23 protein-coding genes are annotated in these 22,503 nt (G+C 70.4%); 18 read left to right on the top strand and 5 right to left on the bottom strand.

All coding sequences use genetic code 11. The annotated features are described in order from the left end of the window. The first annotated feature begins 30 nt into the window (after window positions 1-30). The 4 genes from ACTMTI_RS30640 (at window position 31) to ACTMTI_RS30625 (ending at window position 6,050) form a co-directional block, all read left to right on the top strand. A complete protein-coding gene (locus ACTMTI_RS30640) occupies window positions 31-1,131 on the top strand; it encodes an NAD(P)-dependent alcohol dehydrogenase (protein ID WP_441124062.1) in 1,101 nt (366 codons plus the stop codon). A gap of 20 nt (window positions 1,132-1,151) precedes the next feature. Continuing rightward, window positions 1,152-2,597, top strand: coding sequence for an aldehyde dehydrogenase (locus tag ACTMTI_RS30635; protein ID WP_441124060.1), 1,446 nt, complete (start codon window positions 1,152-1,154; stop codon window positions 2,595-2,597). A 109-nt stretch (window positions 2,598-2,706) separates the two neighbouring features. Then, the gene (locus tag ACTMTI_RS30630; RefSeq protein WP_441124059.1) at window positions 2,707-5,505 is read left to right on the top strand and encodes a glycoside hydrolase family 2 TIM barrel-domain containing protein; all 2,799 of its coding nucleotides are present in this window, start codon (window positions 2,707-2,709) and stop codon (window positions 5,503-5,505) included. 107 nt (window positions 5,506-5,612) lie between these two features. Continuing rightward, entirely contained in the window at window positions 5,613-6,050 is a 438-nt protein-coding gene (locus ACTMTI_RS30625) for an anthrone oxygenase family protein (protein WP_441124301.1), read from the top strand. A 59-nt stretch (window positions 6,051-6,109) separates the two neighbouring features. Here the strand turns inward: ACTMTI_RS30625 and rpsR are convergent, their stop codons facing one another. Together rpsR and ACTMTI_RS30615 are read right to left on the bottom strand one after the other, a co-directional pair. After that, window positions 6,110-6,334, bottom strand: a complete 225-nt coding sequence (gene rpsR / locus ACTMTI_RS30620) for a 30S ribosomal protein S18 (RefSeq protein ID WP_441124057.1) — start codon at window positions 6,332-6,334, stop codon at window positions 6,110-6,112. Then, the gene (locus tag ACTMTI_RS30615) at window positions 6,331-7,464 is read right to left on the bottom strand and encodes a GTP-binding protein (protein WP_441124055.1); all 1,134 of its coding nucleotides are present in this window, start codon (window positions 7,462-7,464) and stop codon (window positions 6,331-6,333) included. Before ACTMTI_RS30615 ends, rpsR begins: the two co-directional genes overlap by 4 nt. 115 nt (window positions 7,465-7,579) lie before the next feature. On the opposite strand from ACTMTI_RS30615, the gene ACTMTI_RS30610 reads away from it, so the two are divergent. Both ACTMTI_RS30610 and ACTMTI_RS30605 read left to right on the top strand, forming a co-directional pair. Continuing rightward, window positions 7,580-8,704 (top strand): L-talarate/galactarate dehydratase, encoded by a 1,125-nt coding sequence (locus tag ACTMTI_RS30610; RefSeq protein ID WP_441124053.1) that lies wholly within the window; start codon window positions 7,580-7,582, stop codon window positions 8,702-8,704. Then, on the top strand, window positions 8,701-9,363 hold the full coding sequence (locus tag ACTMTI_RS30605) for a FadR/GntR family transcriptional regulator (protein WP_441124051.1): 663 nt from the start codon (window positions 8,701-8,703) through the stop codon (window positions 9,361-9,363). Before ACTMTI_RS30610 ends, ACTMTI_RS30605 begins: the two co-directional genes overlap by 4 nt. A gap of 26 nt (window positions 9,364-9,389) precedes the next feature. On the opposite strand, the gene ACTMTI_RS30600 is transcribed toward ACTMTI_RS30605, so the two are convergent. After that, entirely contained in the window at window positions 9,390-10,847 is a 1,458-nt protein-coding gene (locus tag ACTMTI_RS30600; RefSeq protein ID WP_441124050.1) for an MFS transporter, read from the bottom strand. A 74-nt stretch (window positions 10,848-10,921) separates the two neighbouring features. Between ACTMTI_RS30600 and ACTMTI_RS30595 the strand changes: the two genes are divergently transcribed. The 5 genes from ACTMTI_RS30595 to ACTMTI_RS30575 all read left to right on the top strand — a co-directional run bounded on the left by ACTMTI_RS30595 (window position 10,922) and on the right by ACTMTI_RS30575 (window position 13,631). Further along, a complete protein-coding gene (locus ACTMTI_RS30595; RefSeq protein WP_441124048.1) occupies window positions 10,922-11,395 on the top strand; it encodes a MarR family winged helix-turn-helix transcriptional regulator in 474 nt (157 codons plus the stop codon). 58 nt (window positions 11,396-11,453) lie between these two features. Further along, window positions 11,454-12,815, top strand: coding sequence for a hypothetical protein (locus ACTMTI_RS30590; RefSeq protein ID WP_441124046.1), 1,362 nt, complete (start codon window positions 11,454-11,456; stop codon window positions 12,813-12,815). A gap of 67 nt (window positions 12,816-12,882) precedes the next feature. After that, window positions 12,883-13,155 carry a hypothetical protein gene (locus ACTMTI_RS30585; protein WP_441124045.1) on the top strand — a complete coding sequence of 91 codons (273 nt, stop codon included), beginning with the start codon at window positions 12,883-12,885 and terminating at the stop codon, window positions 13,153-13,155. Next, window positions 13,152-13,367, top strand: a complete 216-nt coding sequence (locus ACTMTI_RS30580; protein WP_441124044.1) for a hypothetical protein — start codon at window positions 13,152-13,154, stop codon at window positions 13,365-13,367. Before ACTMTI_RS30585 ends, ACTMTI_RS30580 begins: the two co-directional genes overlap by 4 nt. A 3-nt stretch (window positions 13,368-13,370) precedes the next feature. Then, on the top strand, window positions 13,371-13,631 hold the full coding sequence (locus ACTMTI_RS30575) for a hypothetical protein (protein WP_441124043.1): 261 nt from the start codon (window positions 13,371-13,373) through the stop codon (window positions 13,629-13,631). An 85-nt stretch (window positions 13,632-13,716) separates the two neighbouring features. Here the strand turns inward: ACTMTI_RS30575 and ACTMTI_RS30570 are convergent, their stop codons facing one another. Together ACTMTI_RS30570 and ACTMTI_RS30565 are read right to left on the bottom strand one after the other, a co-directional pair. Continuing rightward, window positions 13,717-13,947, bottom strand: a complete 231-nt coding sequence (locus ACTMTI_RS30570) for a hypothetical protein (RefSeq protein WP_441124042.1) — start codon at window positions 13,945-13,947, stop codon at window positions 13,717-13,719. Continuing rightward, a complete protein-coding gene (locus ACTMTI_RS30565) occupies window positions 13,935-14,870 on the bottom strand; it encodes a hypothetical protein (protein ID WP_441124040.1) in 936 nt (311 codons plus the stop codon). Before ACTMTI_RS30565 ends, ACTMTI_RS30570 begins: the two co-directional genes overlap by 13 nt. Before the next feature lie 319 nt (window positions 14,871-15,189). On the opposite strand from ACTMTI_RS30565, the gene ACTMTI_RS30560 reads away from it, so the two are divergent. The 7 genes from ACTMTI_RS30560 (at window position 15,190) to ACTMTI_RS30530 (ending at window position 22,279) form a co-directional block, all read left to right on the top strand. Next, window positions 15,190-15,651 carry an IPT/TIG domain-containing protein gene (locus ACTMTI_RS30560; RefSeq protein WP_441124039.1) on the top strand — a complete coding sequence of 154 codons (462 nt, stop codon included), beginning with the start codon at window positions 15,190-15,192 and terminating at the stop codon, window positions 15,649-15,651. A gap of 28 nt (window positions 15,652-15,679) precedes the next feature. Further along, window positions 15,680-17,362: a hypothetical protein gene (locus tag ACTMTI_RS30555; RefSeq protein WP_441124038.1), complete on the top strand. Its 1,683-nt coding sequence runs from the start codon at window positions 15,680-15,682 to the stop codon at window positions 17,360-17,362. A 118-nt stretch (window positions 17,363-17,480) separates the two neighbouring features. After that, window positions 17,481-17,678, top strand: a complete 198-nt coding sequence (locus tag ACTMTI_RS30550; RefSeq protein ID WP_441124037.1) for a hypothetical protein — start codon at window positions 17,481-17,483, stop codon at window positions 17,676-17,678. Window positions 17,679-17,711: 33 nt separating this feature from the next. After that, window positions 17,712-18,983 (top strand): hypothetical protein, encoded by a 1,272-nt coding sequence (locus tag ACTMTI_RS30545; RefSeq protein WP_441124036.1) that lies wholly within the window; start codon window positions 17,712-17,714, stop codon window positions 18,981-18,983. A 67-nt stretch (window positions 18,984-19,050) separates the two neighbouring features. After that, window positions 19,051-21,027, top strand: a complete 1,977-nt coding sequence (locus ACTMTI_RS30540) for a 2'-5' RNA ligase family protein (protein WP_441124035.1) — start codon at window positions 19,051-19,053, stop codon at window positions 21,025-21,027. A gap of 562 nt (window positions 21,028-21,589) precedes the next feature. Continuing rightward, window positions 21,590-21,958, top strand: a complete 369-nt coding sequence (locus ACTMTI_RS30535; protein ID WP_441124034.1) for an STAS domain-containing protein — start codon at window positions 21,590-21,592, stop codon at window positions 21,956-21,958. Between the two features lie 138 nt (window positions 21,959-22,096). Beyond that, complete coding sequence (locus ACTMTI_RS30530; protein ID WP_441124033.1) at window positions 22,097-22,279, top strand: hypothetical protein; 183 nt, start codon at window positions 22,097-22,099, stop codon at window positions 22,277-22,279. Window positions 22,280-22,503: the final 224 nt, after the last annotated feature.

Here is a 22,503-nt window from a genome sequence, read left to right as displayed (position 1 = left end):
TAAGAAACACACCGGCAAAGGAGTCGTAACGTGCGTATCACGGCGGCACTCACCGAGACCCAAGGCGCTCTCTTCGCCCTCACCTCCCTCGAACTGGACGATCCCCGGCCGGGTGAGGTCGTCGTACGGATGGTGAGCTCCGGCGTATGCCACACCGACCTGATCGTCCGCGACCAGTGGTACCCGGTTCCGCTGCCGGCCGTGCTCGGCCACGAGGGCGCGGGCGTCGTGGAGGCCGTCGGCGACGGGGTCACCTACGTCGCACCCGGCGACCACGTCGTGCTCACGTTCAACTCCTGCGGCACTTGCCGCATGTGCGACCAGGGCCGCCCGGCGTACTGCGACCAGTTCTTCGCCTGCAACTTCGCGGGCTCGCGGACCGACGGCAGCATGCCCCTGCACCGCGAGTCGGGCGACGTGCACGGCGTCTTCTTCGGGCAGTCGTCCTTCGCGACCTACGCCCTCGCCACCGAGCGCAACGTGGTGAAGGTCGACCGGGACGCTCCCCTGGAGCTGCTCGGCCCGCTGGGCTGCGGCATCCAGACCGGCGCGGGCGGGGTGCTCAACTCGCTCAAACCCCCGGCGGGCAGCAGCATCGCGGTCTTCGGCGCGGGCTCGGTCGGCATCAGCGCCGTCATGGCCGCCGTCGTCGCCGGTTGCACCACCATCGTCGCCATCGACCTGAACGACCAGCGCCTGGAGCTGGCCAAGGAACTGGGCGCCACGCACGTGATCAACGCGGCCGATGGCGACACGGTGGCCGCGCTCCGCGACCTCACCGGCGGCCTCGGCGTGGACTACGCCCTGGAGACCACCGCGGTCCCGGCCGTGCTGCGGCAGGCGGTCGACGCGCTCAACCAGGGCGGCACCTGCGGCCTGATCGGCGCCGCCGCGCTCGGCACCGAGGTCTCCATCGACATGTCGGCGCTGCTGTTCGGCCGCACCCTGCGGGGAATCGTCGAGGGCGACAGCGTGCCGCGGCTGTTCATCCCCAAGCTCGTCGACCTCTACCGGCAGGGCCGCTTCCCGTTCGACCGGCTGATCAAGACCTACGCCTTCGAGGACATCAACCAGGCGGTGGAGGACTCCGAGAAGGGGACCACCCTCAAGCCCGTCCTGACCTTCGCCTGAGCGACCAAGGAGCCCCGGTCATGCAACTCTCCTACGACACCTTCTACATCGGCGGCGCGTGGGTCCGCCCCGCCACCGACCGTGTGATCAGCCCGGTGAACGCCAGCACGGAGGAGCCGCTCGGCCAGGTGCCCGAGGGCGCCGAGGCCGACATCGACGCGGCGGTCGCCGCCGCCCGCCGGGCCTTCGACGACCCGTCGGGCTGGGCGAGCTGGGAGCCCGCGCGGCGGGCCGAGGTGATGGACCGCCTGGCCGACGCCATCGACCGGCGGGCCGACGGCTTCGTCGAGCGGGTGAGCGCCCAGAACGGCATGCCGGTCGCGGTCGCCCGGCAGCTCGAGACCGGTTACCCGAGCGCCGTGCTGCGGTACTACGCCGGGCTGGCGCGCGAGGCCGCCTTCGAGGAGACGCGGGCCGGGTTGTTCGGCGGCTCGATCCAGGTGCGCCGGGTGCCGGTCGGCGTCGTCGCGGCCATCGTGCCGTGGAACTTCCCGCAGGCCCTGACCATGTTCAAGATCGCGCCCGCGATGGCGACCGGCTGCGCGCTCGTCATCAAGCCGTCGCCGGAGACCGTGCTGGACGCGTACCTGCTGGCGGAGGCCGTCGAGGAGGCCGGCGTCCCGGCCGGGGTGGTGAACATCGTGCCGGCCGGGCGCGAGGTCGGCGCGTACCTGGTCGCCCATCCGGACGTCGACAAGGTGGCCTTCACCGGCTCCACCGCCGCCGGGCGGATCATCGCCGAGACCTGCGGGCGGCTGCTGCGCCCGGTCACCCTGGAGCTCGGCGGCAAGTCCGCGGCGATCGTCCTGGACGACGCGGAGCTGGACCTGGCGAAGATCGGCGAGGGGCTGTTCGGCTCCACGCTGCTCAACAACGGCCAGACGTGCTTCCTCGGCACCCGCGTGCTGGCCCCGCGCAGCCGCTACGCCGAGGTCGTGGACGCTTTTACCGCCTTGGCCGGCTCCCTGACCGTCGGCGACGCCGGTGACCCGGCGACCCAGATCGGGCCGATGGCCACCGCGCGGCAGCGTGAGCGCGTCGAGACGTACATCGCCAAGGGGCGCGGCGACGGGGCTCGGCTCACGGTCGGCGGCGGGCGTCCCGCGGGCCTGGACAGGGGCTGGTTCGTGGAGCCGACCGTGTTCGCCGACGTGGACAACAGCTCGGTCATCGCCCAGGAGGAGATCTTCGGCCCGGTGCTGTCCCTCATCCCGTACGACGACGTCGACGATGCCGTGCGCATCGCCAACGACTCCGACTTCGGGCTCGGCGGCACGGTGTGGACCGCCGATCCCGAGCGCGGCGCGGCCGTCGCCCACCGGGTCCGCACCGGCACCATCGGCGTCAACCGCTACATCCCCGACCCCGCCGCCCCCTTCGGCGGTGTCAAGGCCAGCGGCCTCGGCCGCGAGCTGGGCCCGGAGGGTCTGGCGGGCTACCAGCAAACGCAGACCGTCTACGTGTGACGCCACCGGAATCTGGAAATCGTCAACCGCGATAGGCTCTTGTAGGGCCTCCTCGCGCCTTCATAGGCTGGGGTTCAGCCATGGAAAGCGCTTACCGAGGAGGCCCTTCGTGACCGACTACCTGACCACGTACGAGCCGGGGGCGGGTCGGCGGGCTCCCCGCGCGGGCTTCGCCTCCGGCGGGGCGCGCCTCAGCCTCAACGGCGCCTGGCGCTTCCGCCTCTCCCCCACCGCCGCGGGCCAGCCCGTCGACGCCGACTTCTCCGGCTGGGACGAGCTGCCGGTCCCGTCGATGTGGCAGCTTCACGGGTACGGCGAGCCCGCCTACACCAATGTGAACTACCCGTTCCCGGTCGAGCCGCCGTTCGTGCCGGACGAGAACCCGACCGGTGACTACCGGCTGGAGTTCGAGGCGCCGTTCGAGCGCGGGGTGCTGCGGTTCGAGGGCGTGGACTCGTGCTTCAAGGTGTGGCTGAACGGGGAGGAGCTGGGCTGGTCCACCGGGAGCCGGTTGCCTGCGGAGTTCGAGGTGAGCCTGCGTCCCGGGCGCAACGTGCTGGCCGTGCGGGTGCACCAGTGGTCGGCGGCGAGTTACCTGGAAGACCAGGACATGTGGTGGTTGTCCGGGATATTTCGTGATGTGACGTTGCTGGCGACGCCTGTCGTGAATGACTTCTTCGTGCACGCCGACTATGACCACCTGACCGGCTCCGGCACGCTGTCGGTCGAGACCGACGCCGGCGAGGCCACGCTGAGCGTTCCCGAGCTGGGGCTGGCCGAGGTCCCCGCGCGGGGGCCGCACACGATGGCGGTGGAGCCGTGGTCGGCGGAGCTGCCCCGGCTGTACGACGCCGAGCTGCGCGCGGGCGGCGAGACCGTCCACTTCAAGATCGGCTTCCGGACCGTGGCGGTCGAGGACGGCGTGATCAAGGTCAACGGCCGGCGGGTGCTGTTCCGCGGCGTGAACCGCCACGAGTTCCACCCGGAGACCGGCAGGACGCTGGACGAGGCGACGATGCGCGCCGACATCGAGCTGATGAAGCAGCACAACGTCAACGCGGTGCGCACCAGCCACTACCCGCCGCACCCGCGCTTCCTGGAGCTGTGCGACGAGTACGGCCTGTGGGTGATCGACGAGTGCGACCTGGAGACCCACGGCTTCCACCCGACCGGCTGGCGCGGCAACCCGAGCGCCGACCCGCGCTGGCGCGAGGCGTACCTGGACCGGATGGCCCGCATGGTCGAGCGGGACAAGAACCACCCGAGCATCATCATCTGGTCGCTCGGCAACGAGGCCGGGGTGGGCGACAACCTGCGCGCGATGGCCGAGTGGTCGCGCGAGCGCGACCCGTCGCGGCCGATTCACTACGAGGGCGACTGGGACAGCGGCTACGTCGACATGTACAGCCGCATGTACGCCGGGCCCGAGGAGGTCGACGCGATCGGGCGGCTCGCGGAGAAGCCCCTGGACGACCCGGACCTCGACGCGCACCGGCGCGGCCTGCCGTTCGTCTTGTGCGAATACGCGCACGCGATGGGCAACGGCCCCGGCGGCCTGTCGGACTACCAGGAACTGTTCGAGAAGTACCCGCGCTGCCAGGGCGGCTTCGTCTGGGAATGGATCGACCACGGCTTCGCCCACGAGCGCTACGGCTGGGCCTACGGCGGCGACTACGGCGAGGAGGTGCACGACGGCAACTTCATCACCGACGGCCTGGTCTTCCCCGACCGCACGCCCTCGCCGGGCCTGATCGAGTTCAAGAAGGTCATCGAGCCGGTCCGCGTCACCGTCTCCCCCTCCTCGGTGACCGTCGCCAACCAGCACGACTTCCGCGACCTGTCCCACCTGTCCTTCTCCTGGACGCTGGAGGAGGAAGGCGTTCCGGTCGCCTCCGGCGCGCTGGACGTGCCCGGCCTCGCCGCCGGCGCCTCCGCCGAGATCCCGCTGCCCGCCCTGCCGGAGACCGCCGCCGAGACCTGGCTGACCGTGCGCGCGACGCTCACCGCCGATCAGCCCTGGGCCCCGGCGGGCCATGAGATCGCCTGGGGCCAGACCCTGGTGCGTCAGGGCGCCGGCCACGCGCCGGGCTCCGCCGTACCCGTTGCCCACCGCACCGATGAGGTGCTGGAGGTGGGGCCGGGGACCTTCGACGCGCGGACCGGCCGGCTGGCCGGGATCGGACGGCTCCCCATCGCGGACTTCCGGCTGGACCTGTGGCGCGCCCCCACGGACAACGACCTGCGCGGCTGGCAGAGTCAGGTCGCCACCGACTGGCGGAACGCCGGCCTGGACCGCCTGCACCACCGGCTGCTCGGCATCGACCGGTCCGGCGCGGCCCTGGTGGTCCGCACCAGGGTGGCCGCCGCCGCGCACGATCGCGGCATCCTCGCCACCTACCGCTGGACGGCCGACGGCGACCGCCTCTCCCTCGCGCTCACGACCGAGCCCGAGGGCGAGTGGGACTTCCCGATCCCCCGCCTCGGCGTGCGCCTGGAGCTGCCCGCCTCCCTCAACCGCGTCGAGTGGTACGGCCTCGGCCCCGGTGAGGCCTACCCCGACAGTGCCAAGGCGGCGCGGGTCGGCCGGTACGCGATGTCCGTCGAGGACATGCAGACGCCGTACGTCTTCCCGCAGGAGAACGGCCACCGTCCCGGCGTGCGCTGGGCCGAGCTGGGCGGAGTGCGGGTGGAGGGCCTGTTCGGGCTGACGGTGCGCCGCTGGACCAGCGAGGACCTGGACGCCGCCCGCCACGTCACCGATCTCGTCCCGCGCGACGCGGTCTACGTCAACCTGGACCTGGCCCAGCAGGGCCTGGGCTCGGCCTCCTGTGGCCCCGGCGTGCTGCCTCAGTACGAGCTCCACGCCGAGCCCGCCACCTTCGAACTCTCTTTCCTGGAGATTTCCTGATCTGAAGGGACGGGCCCGATCCGGGCCCGTCCCCGTTGGACGCTCTCGTATGCGTTTGAGCGGAAGATGCATGGACCGTCTCACCGTGCGAGGAACATGATGTGACCATGTTGATCCTGGCTCTTGTCACCCTCGCGCTGCACGGCGCCCTCGCGGGCCTCTTCTACGCCTTCTCCATGTCCGTGATGCCGGGCCTGAACGCCATCGAACCCGCCCAGGCCGAGACGGCGATGCGGAGCGTCAACAGGAAGATCCTCAACCCCTGGCTCTACATCGCCTTCCTCGGCGCGCCGCTCACCGCGCTGGCGGCGGGATTCCTCGCGGACGCGCCGGCCGCCAGCTGGTTCTTCGCCGCCGCCGGGGTCGGCTTCGCCGGCTCGTTCCTGGTCACCGTGGCGATCAACGTGCCGATGAACAACGCGCTCAACGCGGGCAGCATGTCGTGGAAGGACTATTCGCCCAGGTGGACCGCCTGGAACACGCTGCGCGCCGTGGCCTGCTTCGCCTGCCTCGTCCTGACCGGACTCGGCCTGGCCGCTCTGTGAGTCAGGCCGCCTGGCCACCGCTCGTACCGGTGCCGTCCGGGCACGACCGCGGGCTCGAATCACTTGGCGCGCGACGAGTACGGCAGGAGGGCCATCTCCCTGGCGTTCTTGATGGCGCGGGCGAGCTGCCGCTGCTGTCGCACGGTCACGCCGGTCACCCGGCGGCTGCGGATCTTGCCACGGTCCGAGATGAACTTCCGCAGCAGGTCGGTGTCCTTGTAGTCGATGAAGTCGACCCGCAGCAGCGGGTTGACCTTCTTCCTGGGCGTGCGGCGGTCTTTCACGCGGTCTCCTCAAGATCCAGTACGGGGGCGAACGGGTCGTCGTGCCGGGCCCACTCCTCGGCGCCGGGCAGGGCGTCTCCCTGGTCGATCAGGCACGCGTCGAGCAGCGCGAAGATGCGCTCGCGGTCGAGGTCGGGACCGGTGAAGACGAGGTGCTGCACGCGGTCGCCGATGATCGGGTTCCAGTCCAGGGCGGCGGCGGCGCGGCGGGCCGGAGCCGTCATTTCCCAGGCGGCCTCGGGCAGCGCGGCCAGCCATGGCCCGGCGTCCTCCACGGAGACCACGCCGGCCACGGCGTCCCAGGCCAGCATGCGCTCGTGCCGGTTGGCCAGCCAGAACCGGCCGCGGGAGCGTACCGACGTGGTGACCAGCTCGTCTATGGCCTCGAACAGGCGGTCGGGGTGGAGCGGGCGCAGGCGGTGCCAGACGACCGTGGTGATCTCGCCGGTCTGCGCCTCTCCGGGAAGCTGGGCGGTGGCCGGATCGACGCGCTCGGCCAGCTCGTGCACGCACACCGCGGGGCCGGTGGTGGCGGGCTCGGCGACGATCGGCGTGTGCGGGGCGAGGTGGCCCAGCACGGCGGCCGACAGCTCGGCGTCCTCCTCGTCGCCGTCGTGCAGGGAGATGCTGGTGGCGTACTCGATCTGGCGGGCCAGCACCTCGGCCAGATAGCGCTGGTCACCGGCGGCCGCCGCCTGGCCGAGGTCGGCCAGGCGCTCGCCGCGGCAGATGTCCAGGGGCATGAGGCCGGCGTCCAGCGCGGTGTGCACGCAGGTCAGGCGCAGCAGGTCGGCGGCCTCCTCATGGGCCAGCGCCTCGGCCACCGGGCGCGGCTCGACGGAGTCCCACAGGTCCACCACCAGCAGGGCCGCGGTGGGGGCGCGGCGCAGCAGTTCGGGGAGGAGATCCTCGCGGACGGTGCAGGTGACGCAGCCGTGCGCCAGGTGCACCTCGGCGCGGTCCAGGACGCCGGAGACGTCTCGGACGACGCGCTCGACCCGGCCGGCGCCGATGGCGCGCAGGTCGTGGTGGATCGCGACGGCTCCTGGATGCCGGCGCAGCAGCCGCTCGACCACGGCGGCCCGGGCGCCGCCATGCAGGCCCGCGACGAGGGCGACAGGGGTGGGCAAGGGACCTCCTCGGCTACAGAATGAAAATCATTGTCATTATCATGGCACACGCCGTCAACCCCTGAAGGAGGGAGGGGGTTGCGAAGGAGGTTGTATGACGACTATGAATGTTGTCATGATGACTTCTGCGGACCGTATCGCCTGGGTGCGCCTCTCCTCCGTCTACCTTCCGCTCGACACACCGGTCAGCGACGCCAAGGTGCTCACCGGCCGGCAGCGGCCGATGACCGAGATCGCGTTCCTGTTCGCCGAGATCGGCACCGAGCAGGGACACGAGGGCATCGGGTTCGGCTACTCCAAGCGGGCCGGCGGCCCCGGCCAGTACGCGCACGCCAAGGAGATCGCGCGCGACCTGGTCGGCGAGGACCCCAACGACATCGCCCGGCTGTGGGACAAGCTGTGCTGGGCGGGCGCGTCGGTGGGGCGCAGCGGCCTGGCGGTGCAGGCCATCGCCGCGCTCGACGTCGCGCTGTGGGACATGAAGGCCAAGCGCGCCGGGCTGCCGCTGGCCAAGCTGCTGGGCGCGCACCGCGACGCGGTCCGCTGCTACAACACCTCGGGCGGGTTCCTGCACGCGCCCATCGAGCAGGTGCTGGACAACGCCACGGCGGCGCTGGAGCGCGGCATCGCGGGCATCAAGATCAAGGTCGGCCAGCCCGACACCCGCACCGATCTGGCCCGGGTCCGGGCGGTGCGGGAGCACCTCGGCGCTGACGTGCCGCTGATGGTGGACGCCAACCAGCAGTGGGACCGCCCGACCGCGGCGCGGATGGGACGGGCGCTGGAGGAGCACGGCCTGGTGTGGATCGAGGAGCCGCTGGACGCCTACGACCACGCCGGGCACGCGGCACTGGCCGCCGCGCTGGACACCCCGATCGCCACCGGCGAGATGCTGACCAGCGTCGGCGAGCACGCCGAGCTGATCAGGGCGCGCGGCGCGGACATCATCCAGCCGGACGCGCCCCGCATCGGCGGCATCACCCCGTTCCTGCGGCTGGCCGCGCTCGCCGAGCACGAGCGGCTGCAGCTCGCCCCGCACTTCGCCATGGAGATCCACCTGCACCTGGCCGCCGCCTACGCGATGGAGCCGTGGGTGGAGCACTTCGAGTGGCTGGAGCCGCTCTTCAACGAGCGCCTGGAGATCCGCGACGGCCGCATGCTGGTGCCCGACCGGCCCGGGATCGGCATCACCATGAGCGAGCAGGCGGCCAAATGGACCGCCGAGCAGTACACCACGTGACCAGCCGCACCCAGCAGCTCGTCGACACGCTGACCGCGCGCATCCAGGACGGCGTGATCAGGCCGGGCGAGCGGCTGCCGACGGAGGCCGACCTGGTCCAGACGTACAGGGTGAGCCGGACCGTGGTGCGCGAGGCCATCGCCCGGCTCAAGGCGGCCGGGCTGATCGACACCCAGCACGGCCGGGGCAGCTTCGTGCTGGCCCGGCCCAGCACGACCGGCTTCGACCCGGCACCCGCCGCCACCCGGCAGGAGCTGCTCGACCTGCTCGATTTCCGCATCGGGGTGGAGGTGGAGGCGGCGGGCCTGGCCGCGGCCCGCCGCGGCCGGCCCGCCCTGGCGCGGTTGCGCGAGGCGCTGGACGACTTCGCGGCGGCCGCCGACCACCCGAGCGCGGCCGTACGCGCGGACTTCCAGTTCCATCTGCGCATCGCGCAGGCCACCGGCAACCGCTACTTCGCCGACCTGCTGGCCTCGCTCGGCCCGTCAATGATCATCGTGCCGCGCGAGCGGCTCCATCCCGACCGGCCGGACTTCGCCAGGATCGTCGCCGAGCACGACACCATCTACGCCACCATCGAAAGGCAGGACGCCGAAGCCGCCCGCGCCGCCGTACGCGTCCACCTGTCGAACAGCCGGGCCCGGCTGCTGGCTCCCTAGGACGCCGGGCATGCCGGCGCCCCACCTCAGAGGGCGGCGTTCCCGGGCTTGCGGGGCATCAGGAACGTGACCGCGATCGTCAGTGCGAGCAGGACGATGCTGGCCCAGATGGTGACGGCGAAGGCCGTACCGTAGCCGTGGGACGGCTCGGCGGCGTACGTGGTCAGCAGCGGGAAGAAGATCGTTCCGATGACGGCGACCCCGACGGAGGCGGCGACCTGGGCGACCGTGTTGAACAGACCGGAGCCCGACCCCGCGTGCTCGGCAGGGACCCGCTCCAGTGTCAGCTGGGCGAGCGGCGCGACGGTCAGGCCCATCCCCGCGCCGCCGATCACGACGCCGGGCAGGAAGGCGAGCCAGCCGGTGCCCGGCGTGGCGCTGGTCGCGGTCACTGCCAGGAGGGCGAATCCGGCGGCCAGGATGACCAGCCCGAGCTGTACGGTGAGCCGGCCGAGGCGTGGCAGCAGCACCGCCGCCCCGAGACCGGCGGCCACGGTGGTGGCGATCGGCCAGGGCAGGATCGTCACCCCGGCGGCCAGCGGCGCCATGCCCAGGCCGGACTGCAGCAGCTGCATGAAGGTGAAGAAGAAACCCATCACCGGCACGAAGAACAGGAACTGGACCAGCAGCCCGCCGCCGACCGAGCGCACCCGGAACAGCGACACCTCCACCAGCGGGCTGCCTCCGCGCTCCGACAGCCATCGCTGGTGGCGGTGGAACCCGGCCAGGACGGCCAGGCCCGCGGCCAAGGAGACGTACGTCCAGACCGGCCAGGGCCGCTCCTCGCTGCCGGCGATGAGCGGGTAGAGGATCAGCAGCAGGCCGGCCGCGCAGATGAGCATCCCGGCCAGGTCCAGGCGGGGCCGGGTGGCGCCGCGCCCTCGAGGCAGGACGAGGCGGGCCGCGACCAGGGTCAGGATCCCGACCGGGACGTTGATCCAGAACACGGCGCGCCAGCCGAGGCCGTACCAGTCCGCCTCCAGCAGCATCGCGCCCAGGATCGGCCCGACGGCCGCCGCGAGGCCGGACAGCGACGAGAAGGCGGCCATCGCACCACCGCGCTCGTGCGGCGCGTACATGAGCTGGATCTGCGAGAGCACCTGGGGAACCATGGCAGCGGCGAAGAGTCCCTGCAGCACGCGGGCCGCCACGAGCACGTCGGCGGTCGGGGCGGCGGCGCACAGCGCCGAGGCGGCGGTGAACCCGGCGATGCCGATCAGGAAGACGCGGCGGTAGCCGTACAGGTCGCCGAGCCTGGCTCCCGTGATGATGCCCAGCGCGAAGGCGAGCGTGTATCCGGCGAGCATCCATTGCAGCTGCGCCGGCGACGCGCCGAGCTCGCCCGTGATGGAGGGCACGGTGACGTTGACGATGGTGACGTCGAGCAGGTCCATGAACGAGGCCAGCAAGATCACGATGAGGGCGGCTGTGCGGACACGGCCGGTGGCGGGTGTGGTGGTCGGGTTGGATGTCTCCAAGGACACCGAGGCCCTCCAAGGTCGAGGTAACTTATCTTCACCGCTAAGTATCTTAACCATGAAGATAATAAGGAGCCGACATGGACGTCAAACCACAGGACGAGCAAGCGGACGCGCTCGCCGATCGCATCGTGCTGGCGATGACCGATCTGGCAGGGGCGATGGGACGGCTGAACGACCTGATCGCTCAACAGGCCGGCGTCGGCCCGACGGATCTGCTGTGCCTGCACACGCTCAACCGGGAAGGCGCCAGCACCGCGGGCGCCCTGAGCGCCCGGCTGGGGCGGACGACCGGGGCGGTCACCCACATGATCGACCGCCTGGAGAAGGCGGGATTCGTCCGGCGCCGGCCGCATCCAGAAGATCGCCGCAGCGTCATGGTCGAGGCCGTGCCGGAGGCGCTCGGCAAGATTGCCTCGCTCTATGAGGGGCTGGACTCCCGCAGCCGCCGGCTGATGAGCGAGTTCACCACCGAGCAACTGGAGACGATCTGCGCCTTCCTCGACGGCACCCGCGACAACGCCGTCGCGGAGTCCGACCGCTTGACCAGATGAAGGATGGGGCGGTCATGGCCGCCGGCGGGAAGGACAGGTCTCGCGCCGCCAGCCCGGCATGCCGTCCGTGGTGCTCGACGACGTCACCATCACCCGGGCGGACGGCACCAGCGTGCCGGCGCCGTCCGGGACGCGGTTCTCGGTGCCGCGTCGCGTGCTGCGGCTCGATGACAGCGAGCCCGCCCCGGCGCCGGAGCAGGTGCCCGGCGCGGGCCTGCGGGAGGGCGACCGGATCACGGGCCCGACCGGTGACGTGGCCGTGGAGCGGGTGGAGCCGCTCGACGACGGCCTGGTGTCGGCGCTCGTGCGCGGCGACGACGACACGCGGGAGCGGCACCTCATCGCCGCTGACCGCCCCGTCAAGCTTGCGCCCGCGCAGGACGGCGCCCAGGTGGACGAGGTCGAAGCGTCCGGCTTGGCCGTGGGCGAGTGGGTACTCATCGACGACGTCCCCATACAGGTCGCCTCCGTGCCGGAGGTGCACGGCGGCCGCGCCCGGTTCGACGTGCGCGACCAGGACGGCCGCCTGTCGGAGGTGGAGCTCGACGAGCGGCTCCTGCTGACCCGCATCAGCGGGACCCCGACCCCGCAGCCGGACGGCCCGGCCGTGCCGCCGGCGGAGCCTGAGCGCATCACGGCGGTGGACCTGCCGGACGGGATGCCCACTGGCAGGGTGCGGCTCCGCACCGACCAGCGGCGCCGCCTCCTGGACCTGAACCTCGACGCCACCAGTTCGGGCGCTACGCCGGAGGTGGCGCAAGCTGCGGCGCGGCTGCGGGCACGGCGGGAGCTGTCCGCCGAGCAGATGCAGGCCCTCGCCGCGCATCTGCGGACGCTGGCTGCTGACGAGAGCGTGCCTGCGGCGCGCCGGCGGGCGCTCGCCCGCACTGCTGGGTGGATCGAAGCTGCGAACGCCCGTTTGGAGGGGTTCCCGCCGCCGCCGCACGACCCGGGCCGGCCAGGTCCTGAGCGGGTGTACGCCCGGAACCTGGGCATGGGCGACGTGATCGCGCTGCCCGGGGAGGACGGCACGGTCCGGTTCGGCGCCGTGACGGCGACCCGGGCTGTGAAGGGGTTCGGACTCCACCAGGTGCACATTCGGCACGAGGACGGCAGCGTGGAGCAGCGGGTCCTGCCGGATGGCGTGGACCTGTGGCTGATGCCCGACCTGCCTGCCGACCTGCCCGTCCCGCCGGCCGAGTTCACGCGCGAGCACGTCACCGCCGATCGGATCGGCGTGGGCGACATCATCCGCTGGGACGGCTCGGATTTCACCGACCCTGTCGTGGGCCAGGTCCTGGCCGTGCAGCGGAAGGGCGGCGAGTTCGCCGAGCTGCGCCTGTACGAGATGACCCGCGTGACGCGTACGCCGAGGTGTACGGCCTGTCGGACGAGGAGATGGACCGGCAGGAGCGGATAGCGATCATCGACGCTGAGCGCGGCTCTGGGGAGCGGCGCGAGCAGGTGGTGCGCCGCATGTACCGGCAGTGGGTGTACGAGCAGAGAAGGCCACCAACGGCTACATGTTGTCGCCTCTCGGGCGGAAGGCCGGCAAGGATCCGAAGGATCTGTGGGGCGGCAATGCCGACCACGCGTACGCCTACGCGTCGGAGGAGCTCAAGCGGTGGTGGGCGAATCAGCCGAACGGCGGCAGGATGACCTACGACGAGTGGCGCGCCCAGTGGCTCGGAGACTCCCGCGACCGCAGGCAGGCACAGGAGCGGCGGCAGACCGCAGGCAACGGAAGGGACTTCGGATGAGCACCGGCCAGAGGCGGACGCCCACCACCGAGGAGTTGGTCGCCGCACGCCGCTCCGCCAAGCGCGCGGCGCGGCTCGGCGCTCCGCCCGGGGTGTGCCCGTACGACCCGCGCGACGTAGACGAGCAGACGCTGGCCACCGTGTGGGTCGCCACGTACGTTGACACACTCCCTAGCAACGAGGCGGCCGCCGGCGGCCAGGAAGAGGCCTAGATCGTGGACCGCATCGTGGAGGGGTATCTGGACGGCGTCTACTACGCCGTCACCGTGGGCGACTCCCAGGAGGGCAAGCCCGACAGCATCGGCGTCGTCTCCGGGGCGGCCGCGGCGCGCCGGCTGCTGGAGTTCCACAACGGGCAACCGCTGCCGCGCTCCGGTAACGTGCTCGACGTGGCCGACCCGGACCTGGTCGTGCAGGCGCTCCAAGACCTGACCGATGTCATCCACGTTCGTCCGGCCGAATCGGAAAGCTCCTAGGCTAGGCGGCTTGCCACCGATCGACCGGACCCGGGGCAGCGACTTCCGGATCTCCGTCGAGCGGAGGCTGGAACGAGTGGACCTCCTACCGCTCCAGTCCACTCTTGATGACTACTTCGTGGAACCAACGTCCTGAGACATCACAACTAGGCGTATCGACCACGAGCGTGGTCAGCAGAGGGACTTGATCGATGAGGAAGCCTCCGGTGTGGTGCAGGCGTCGAATCCACACCGCACCGGAGGCTTCATGTCCCATCGGGACGATGGATGTCTTCCATCCCACCGCCTCCACATGGGCATCGATCAAATGGCGCACCAGGGATAGTAGGGAGAGGGGGTCGGCGGCCAGACGCATTCCTCGGTAGTGAATCCCCGTTTGAAGTAGAGACTCGGTGTCCCGGACCAGGACTTGGGAACGCCGAAGGCGACCATGGCCGCTGTCTGTCGCACGTCCTGTTCGTAGTACGACTTGCCCACCCAGGTTGCTCGCCAGTCAGGCACCCCCGGGCTTGGGCTCTCTGACGGGACGATCTTGTCGCAGCTGGTGATCGTCCAGGACGTCGAGAACGGGCCCACGGAGAGGCCGATGGGGATAGATCCACAGGGATTGAATTCCAGAGTCGCCTTGGGATCCCAGTCATTCCACACGACTAGCGGGGTGCTGGAGAAGGGCTCCGCGGCTACGTAGCACGAGTTAACCTGATCGAAGGCGTGACCCGCCAGCGCATGGCATGACGCGTACATGCGGAAGCCGTAGTTCTTGTGCGTTGCCTCCGCGTAGTCCATACGGGACCACTGCCCGCAAGCTCTCATCCAGCCGATACGTTCCGCGTCCGTCCATTCGTAGCAAGTGGGTTGTTGCCAGTCCACCTCCTGCTGGATCGTCGCGTCGCCGTCCGTGGGCGTGGCCGAAGCCGGCATTGTCTCGACCGTGGTCATGCTCGACGTCGTCGAACCGTCGGATCGTGCCTCGGCCTCACTGGTGACGGGGCGGGTCCCCTTGGGTTGGATGACACATTCGCCGCCGTGCGCCTGAACCTCGTAGTCGCGGGCCTTGACGTCGAGGTTCCAATCCTTTTTGATGCCTTCCACGAAATCGCGGATGGCGGCGTCCTTGTCACCGATGTGATCGCACGCGGACGGCGACGTGCGCGAGGCCGTCGCAGACCCGGCAGGCGCTAGCGCGGCAACCAGCGTGACCGCGGCGGCTAACGCCACAGTGGAGAGTAACTTTCCCATGGAACCCCTTCCGACGTCTTCATGCTCTTCTCAGCCTCCTGTCCTCGGGCGAACGTGAACAGGACATAAGGAGGGCATGTGCAGGACAAATGCGCCAGCGGATGAGTGTCGGAATCGGAGCGAGACAGTAAGTTCCCCGGCCCGGCAGTCTGCCGGGCGTGCGGGGGTTGGGGTGGCGGTTCGGGCTCGCCATAGGGATCACGATAGGGCTGATTGTGGGGTCGGTCCTGTGGTTGATCTGCGCGCCTGAACCGCCACCCGCGGACATCTACTTCGAGTACGGCCCGCCGCTTCAGATCGCAAGCATCAGGGGGACGCCGTGACGGTTTACCGCGCCAATGGCACGCAGATCAACAAGACGACCGCGGCGACGCTGGTCACCGCCGTACCGGTGACCGATCCACTCGTGAAGGTCAGCGAGCGCATCTACGAGGCTGTCCGTGCGGAGGGCTCGAACTACCCGAACGTCCGCCGCCGGCTGAAGTTCGCCGCCGGGCAGGTCATCCGCCAGTCGGAGCTGAACGCGTGCTTCCCGACGCCGACGATCACCGGCGTGAGCCCCGCGACCGGCCCGGCTGCGGGCAACACCCTGGTCACCGTCAAGGGCAGCAACTTCTCGCTCGGCACCACCGTCACCTTCGGCGGCACCGCGGCGACCAGCATCACCGTGGTCAACGAGACCACGCTCACGTGCAGGACGCCCGCCAAGACGGCTGGCGCGTCGGACGTCGCCGTCACCAACGACTCGGCGACCGCGACCGGCGGCTACACCTACGCCTGACCAGGCGACAAGACAGGAGCCGCCCCTCGTGGCCGTGTGGCAGTGGAGCCGGTTCGGCGTGCAGTACAAGGCCGCCGTCCTGGACGTGAAGGCGTTCGACCCCGACCAGCCGCGCGGCTGGCACGGGCGGTGGATCAAGGTCGGCAGCGTCGTCCGGCTCCACGGCGGAGGCAGAGCTACCGTCGTCGGCAGCAACGGCGATTGGTACCGGGTCCGCCACACCAGCGGGCATGTGACGAGCGTCCACAGCAGGCAGATCGCCGCGGTGGTGAGCTCGCCGGCCCCGTCTCGCGGCGCGGGGCGCAAACCGCCTGAGAAGGTGCAGCCAGGCCGGACGGCGAACGCGGCGGACCTGGACGCGCTCGATGACTGGCTGTGGGCTGGCCTCGACCCGTCCGGGCGGCGCAAGGTGACCGAGCTGGAGGCCCGAGATCATGACCTGTTCATGCGGAACCGGGCGATAGCCAAAAGGCAGATCGCCGAGGACCTCACCCGCCGCACTGCGCACGTGGACGACCTGTACGCACTCGAGGAGCCTGTCAGATTCACACTCGACCGGCTCCGGTCTGGCGAGTCCATCATGGTGCGGACCCCCACCCCGTACGTGGCGCTGCATGCGCAGCCGAACTCGCCCGAGCTGCCCAACGAGTTGGCCGACTGGACGTACCAGGAGGTGCTTCCGGAGGAGTTCGAGGCCGCCAAGCGGTCGATGGACATGAGTGGTTTCGAGGTCATCGACGCCGACCGCTACCGGGCCCTGCACCGGGAGAGCATGGTGGCCGCCATGATCAACGCGTGGGCGTTCAACAGCGCGTCGCCCCGGTCGCTGGCCATCCAGGTCGTGGCCCGCGAGCAGTTCGGTCTGGAGCGGACCACGATGGACGGCGTGGAGCCTCACCGGCTGGAGATGGCCGGCGAGATCCTGGACAAGCAGCGGCCGTTCGTGGAGGCGTTTGTGCGCGGCCAGTACGACGCCACCCAGGAGTGGCTACGGGAGGCGGGCGTCACTCACCTGCATGTGCTGCGCGGCATGGTGTGGGACGCCACGGACACCGAGGAAGGCGTGCCCGCGTGGGCCGACCGAGACCGTGGACCGGACGCGTACGAGGCCGATGTGCCGCTGCGGCCGCTGTCGTCGTTCACGCTGTCGCCGTTTACGGCGCAGGAGTTTGTCGGCCAGGAAGGCGACGCCTTCGAGTGGATTCACGAGCACGGCGTCGTCATTGACGGCACCGTCCCGGCTGAGCGTGTCTTCGCGCTGCCGCGCACGGGGATCGGCTGTCTGGACGAGTGGGAGGCGGTGCTCCTGGGCGGCACCGACCGGTGGCGCGTCACCGCCCGCGTCGGCAAGTACCGCTTCTACCTTCAGCACCTCATCGCCACGGCGAACAGCCGCTACGAGCAGATCCTCGCCATCGAGTTCGCCCGTAGCATGGGCATGATGGATCTCATCCCCGATTCCTGGACCACAGGGCACAAGGCCCTTCCGATCGGAGGGACACCAATGGGGGCGCAGTCGCCGCGTAAGCGCGTGTGGGACGTATGGGACGGCGGCCGGCTCGCCACTGACCTGGACACCTGCGTCCGCGCGTCCGGCTTGACCCGTGTGGAGACGGCCCGCGATCTCCTGGCTCGGCAGCACGAGGTGAACGTGCCGGCCGCGCTGCTGGAGGAGTGCCGGCAAGTGGTGGACGCGGACGCCCAATCCTGACACAACTAAAGAACAAGAGATATTCTTTGGTGTTCTCGTGTCTGTTCGGCGGCGCTCGTGACCGTCGTCTGCCCCAGGGAAGGAGACCATAGCCGTGCTCGCGCCTACCATGACCATCGTGGAAGACAGGACCCGCCCGCAGCGGCCGCACCCCGACGTCGTCGCCCGTGAGCAGGCGTACAGCCGGCTCCGCGACGAGTGGATGGCGGCCCACCCAGGCGCCGATGACGACGCGATGCTCAACGACCCCGGCTTCGTCCGCGCGATGAACGTGATCGACGGCCGCGACCCCAACTACGGACTCGACGAAGCCTGACGCTAACCCGACCCGCCGAAGATCATCCCCGGCGTGGGTCGGGAAGCAGGCGGCGACTGGCAGCCGCGAGGATGGCACGGGCGATGGATCGAGATCGGGGACCGCGTCAAGCTGGTCGGCTTCGGCCGGACAGGGACCGTGCGGGGCGCCAGTCGGCGCCGCGGCGTCGCCGTGGAATGGGACGACGGCGGTACCACGACCGTCGCACCCCACCGCCTGAAGGTGGTCGAGCCCACCTCGTACACGCCGCCGCGGCACGTCCCCGAGGGGGACCCGGCCGCCACCCCCGATGGGGCTGCCGCCTACTTCTCCCGCCCCGGGCATCCTGGGGACGCGTGGGTCCGCTATGACGAGACTGGCGACCTCGACGGGTGGGTCCGCTACGACCGCGACGACCCGTCCACCACGGTGCACTACCGGGAGGTGTTCAGCGATCCTGCATGGCGGCGGGACGTGGACGCGATGGGGTTACGCGAGGCTCCTCCGCCAGGCACGACGGCCCCGGCCAGGCCGTCCCTCGCCGACCTGATCCCCGCGTCCAGAGACGACGTTCACGATCGGGCGCAGAAGATCGCGGATGCGTTCCGGCGGGAACTTCAGCACCGTGACTACGCTGGCTTCGGCGTCGTCATCGACATGGCCGAGCCGTACTACTCCGAGCAGTTCGGCGGCACCGTCACCCTGGACGCCAAGGTCGTCAAGAACGGCCGGAGCGCCGGGCAGACGACCCGCATCTTCCACCGCGACCCGGACGGCAGCCTGTGGGTGTCGCACGACTTCCTCAAGATGGAAGACGAGGACCAGGGGCAGGGCTTCGCCTCCGCCTGGAACGGCCACCTCGAAGGGTGGTATCGCGAATCCGGGCTGGAGCGGATCGAGATCCGGCCTGGCCTGGCCGCCGGCGGCTACGTGTGGGCCATGAACGGCTATGTGTGGTTCGACGGCTACGAGGCGGGCCCCTTCATGCTGCCTGCCGAGGGCAGCGAGCACCGCAAGAAGCCCGTCCCGCGGCTCATGGGCGAGATCGACCGCGTGGAGAAGCTGCTGGCGGTCAACCGGGACGGCTCCGCGCCCGCCGGCTATGGGCTGACCGATGAGGAGATGGAGCAGGAGCAGGCCGAGCTCGACGCCGCCCGCGCCATCCTGGAGCGGCTGCGCCTCCCCTTCCACGATCCCGCCTACCCGTCACCGCGTGAGATCGCCCTGATCGGGTGGAGGCCCGGCCGTGACCACAGGAACGATCCGTGGCTCGGCCACCGCGTCATGGCAGGTAGCAACTGGCGGGGCGTGAAGTGGCTGACCTGATCGTGGCCGGACGCTAACGGCCCTGTGCGACCACCCTGCACGGCAGTCGATCAGGGGGGTGGCTGCCGTGCCAACGCTGGAGCTCGAACGGAAGGCGGCCGGGGGTCTTGCCGCCGGCGTCGTCAACGCGCAGGACGAAGGCGTCGTAGAAGCCATCGTCAGTGTCGCAGGAGCCACCGACAACGTCGGCGACCTAATCCTGCCCGGGGCGTACGCCGAGACACTCGCCACACGCACCCCAAAGGGCTTCTTCTCACACGACGACAAGGTGTGGGTGGCCCGCACCGAGGAAGTCGGGGAACTGCTGCCGGGCGATCCGCGGCTGCTCGCCATGGCCGCAGAGGCGAAGGTGGCGTGGCCGCGCGACGCGGGCGCCCTCTACGTCAAGATGCGGTTCAACCTGGAGACAAAGGACGGCCGCGAAGCGTTCTCCAACGTCCGCTTCTTCGACCGTGAGCAGGAATGGTCCATCGGCTACCGGGTGCCGAAGGGCGGCGCGACCCGCGACGCCAAGGGCGTCCGCAGGATCAAGAGGCTCGACCTGTTCGAGTACAGCCCGGTCGCATTCGGCGCCAACAGCCAGACGTTCACGCTGAGTGTGAAGTCGGCGCTGGCCGACGACGACCTGCCCGGCCGGATCGCTGACTGCCTGCGCGAGGGCGCGCCGCTGGAGGTCAAGCGGGACCTGATCCGGCAGGCGCGCGAGCGCGGGCAGCTCGACATGGTGCCGATGGGGTGGCGGGACGGCATGGACGCCGCGGCCGCCCTGGAGGACCTGGCGGCCGCCGCCGGCCGGGAGGTAAAGGCGGACCGCGCCGACGCCGGGACGGGCGTGATGGTGGCGTTCATGCTGCCCGGCGAGGTGGCCGAGCAGCTCGCTGTGCCGGACGGCGTGCCCGCCGGCGAACTGCACATCACGCTCGCCTATCTCGGCAAGGAACTCGACGAGAAGGCGCTCGCCACGGTGGCCGACGTGGTCGCCGCGGTTGCGGCCGAGTCGGGGCCGCTGTCCGGCGTGGTGGGCGGGATCGGCGCGTTCCCGCCAGGCGAGGACGGCGTACCGGTGTATGTGCCGGTGGACGTGCCCGGCCTGGAGGTGCTGCGGCAGCGGCTCGTGGACCGGCTGGCCGAGGCCGGGATCGCGCCGGCGTCGAATCACGGCTACACGCCGCACGTCACCCTCACCTACCTGCCGGATGGCGAGACGATGGCGTTGCCTGAGCCGGTGCCCGCCCACGACGTGGCGTTCGGAGAGGTGTCGGTAGTGCGCGGCAGCGAGGTGACGCCGTTCCCGCTCGGCAGCCCAGAGGCCGCCGGCGAGGAGCCGGACGACGACGGCAGCGGGGACGGCTGGGACGACCTGCTCGACACCAGCGCCCCCGACAAGGGCGGGGAGACCAAGGACGCTCACCTCGACGCCGCCCGCGCGATGGGCTTTCCCGTGCCCGTAAGCCTGGAGGAGGTCCGCGAGAAGCTCCGCCAGGCCGTCGCCCAGTGGGCACGCGGCGCCGGGTTCACCGGCTGGGTGACCGTCGCGGCCACGTTCGCTGACGTCGCGTTCGTGGCCGTCCACGACGACACCGAAACCGAGCACACACTCCAGGTGCCGTACGAGGTCACCCCCGCCGGCCAGGTGACGATCGGCGGGGCCCTGCCCGCTGAGGTGAGCATGTCCGGCACGCCGGATGAGGGCGCCCTCGTGGCGGTGCTCGAGGAGACGGCGGCCGCCGTCAAGCACATCGGGGCGGGCCTGGAGACGAAGGCAGGCCGGGTGCTGTCCTCAGCCACCGCGAAGGACCTCCGCCAGGCAGTCGCGTCGCTGCTCGCGGTGTTCCGCCGGGCGGGGATCGACATCTCCGACCCGACCGAGCCGGACGAGCGGCACATCGACGAGGAGGAGGTACTGCCGGACGAGCCGACCGTCCGGCCGGACTCGACCGCCCCGTCCGCGCTGCCGACCGAGATGAAGGCCCTCTCCCCCGAGATGCTGGCCGAAGCCGCCGAGATCACCGCGGCGGCGCTGCTGTGGTCGGGGGAGCAGTGAAGCTGTGGCGGCGCGGCGATGGTTATCTGGGGTTCGCAAGCAAAGTAGCTGGTCAACGGCTTGAAGGTCGTTAAGGCACGTAAGGCAAGAAGGCTGCTCGCGTTTGCCGCGTCGGCGGATCGAGGGTTGCAGTTCTGTCGGAGTCCCAACCGGGGATCTTTCGGGCTCTCACTATCTGCAATCAATTGACTACTGGTATGTAGGTGGTGTGCGGCTGACTGCTGGAGGGGAGTCAGCCTCGTTGGGGGCCGACATGGGCGGTTGGGCCTTCGCTCACGCGTTTGGGCGCCCATGTCGTCCCTCTATGACCAGAGCGCTGGCGTCGTGTCCGCACTCACGGCGATTCACCAATTGTGATCTGACGACTACTGATATGAAGAGGGGTGGGGCGGGTTCGGATTCAGGGGGGAGCCGAGCTCGTGACAGGCGCGGGCGTCTGGCTGCTGAGCTGACGACGGACGCCCGCGCTCCCGCGCCCTGTGACCATCCCGCGGTTTGGGCCTCCTGTCGGTCACATGATCGCCGCGAATCGGGGCAGGGGCAGTCGGGTGAGGTGATTCCGGTGGAAGTCCGCAGCCAGAGTCAGAAGGGCGCTCTGACAATCGGAATGTGGCACTCGGACGTGTGCCCGGTGATCGGCCTGCAAGGCGAACTGCAGGCCGCGACCGTCAACGACTTCTGCGACCAGATGGGACGCGTCTTGGCCGACCGGCCCGACGTGGTCGTGGTGGACCTGTCGCGGCTGGCGTTCTGCGACTTCGACGGCGTGGCCGCGCTGGTCGGCGCCTATCGGCGAGCCAGGCAGCTCGGCGCCGAGCTGGTGCTGGCCGGGGCGCAGGGCAGATGCGCCCAGACCTTGCACCGCACCGGCTTGGACCACATCTTCCGTCCGCTTCCCGTCCAGGCCGAAGCGGCCCTGACGGCGGCCTGACCTGCGGGAGCCGGAGGTCGCTCCCCCCGGCCCTCGGCTCCCGCGACCCACCGCTGACCGAGTAAACTCGCACCAGGCAAAGGATCATCGCGAACCAGGCCGTGCGGTCGGTGCCGCTCCCGCTGGACGCTTTGAGCAGTGATGCCCTCAGACCAGGAGTCCCAGGGTTTCGGGCGCTTCCCAGGCCGTCAGGTGCCGCTCAGGGTCGGTTTCCTCCTGAGCGCACTGGTTGATCAGCTCGGCGAGGGCTGGCCGGTCCGGCTCGGGGAGGTCCTGCAGAAGGGCGATGCCGCCACCCTCACCGGACTGATGTCGTGGTAAATGCCCAGGTGGAAGGCGCGTTGTAAGCTGGCAGGGAGATGCCTGGTCAAACAGGCCGGGTACAAGAACCGGCCGGAAGCGCGACTTTCGTCGGGCGTCAACGCGAGATGTCCGATGTGCGGCGCTTGGTGTCGAAAACGCGACTGCTGACGCTGACCGGTCCGGGAGGGGTCGGCAAGACCCGGCTGGCGTTGCACGCCGCCCACGCGTTGCGGTCGCGGTTT

Source organism: Nonomuraea sp. H19, from assembly GCF_052068215.1.
In the GTDB taxonomy this organism is placed as follows: Bacteria; Actinomycetota; Actinomycetes; order Streptosporangiales; family Streptosporangiaceae; genus Nonomuraea.
This window is presented reverse-complemented; position numbering and strand designations above follow the sequence as displayed.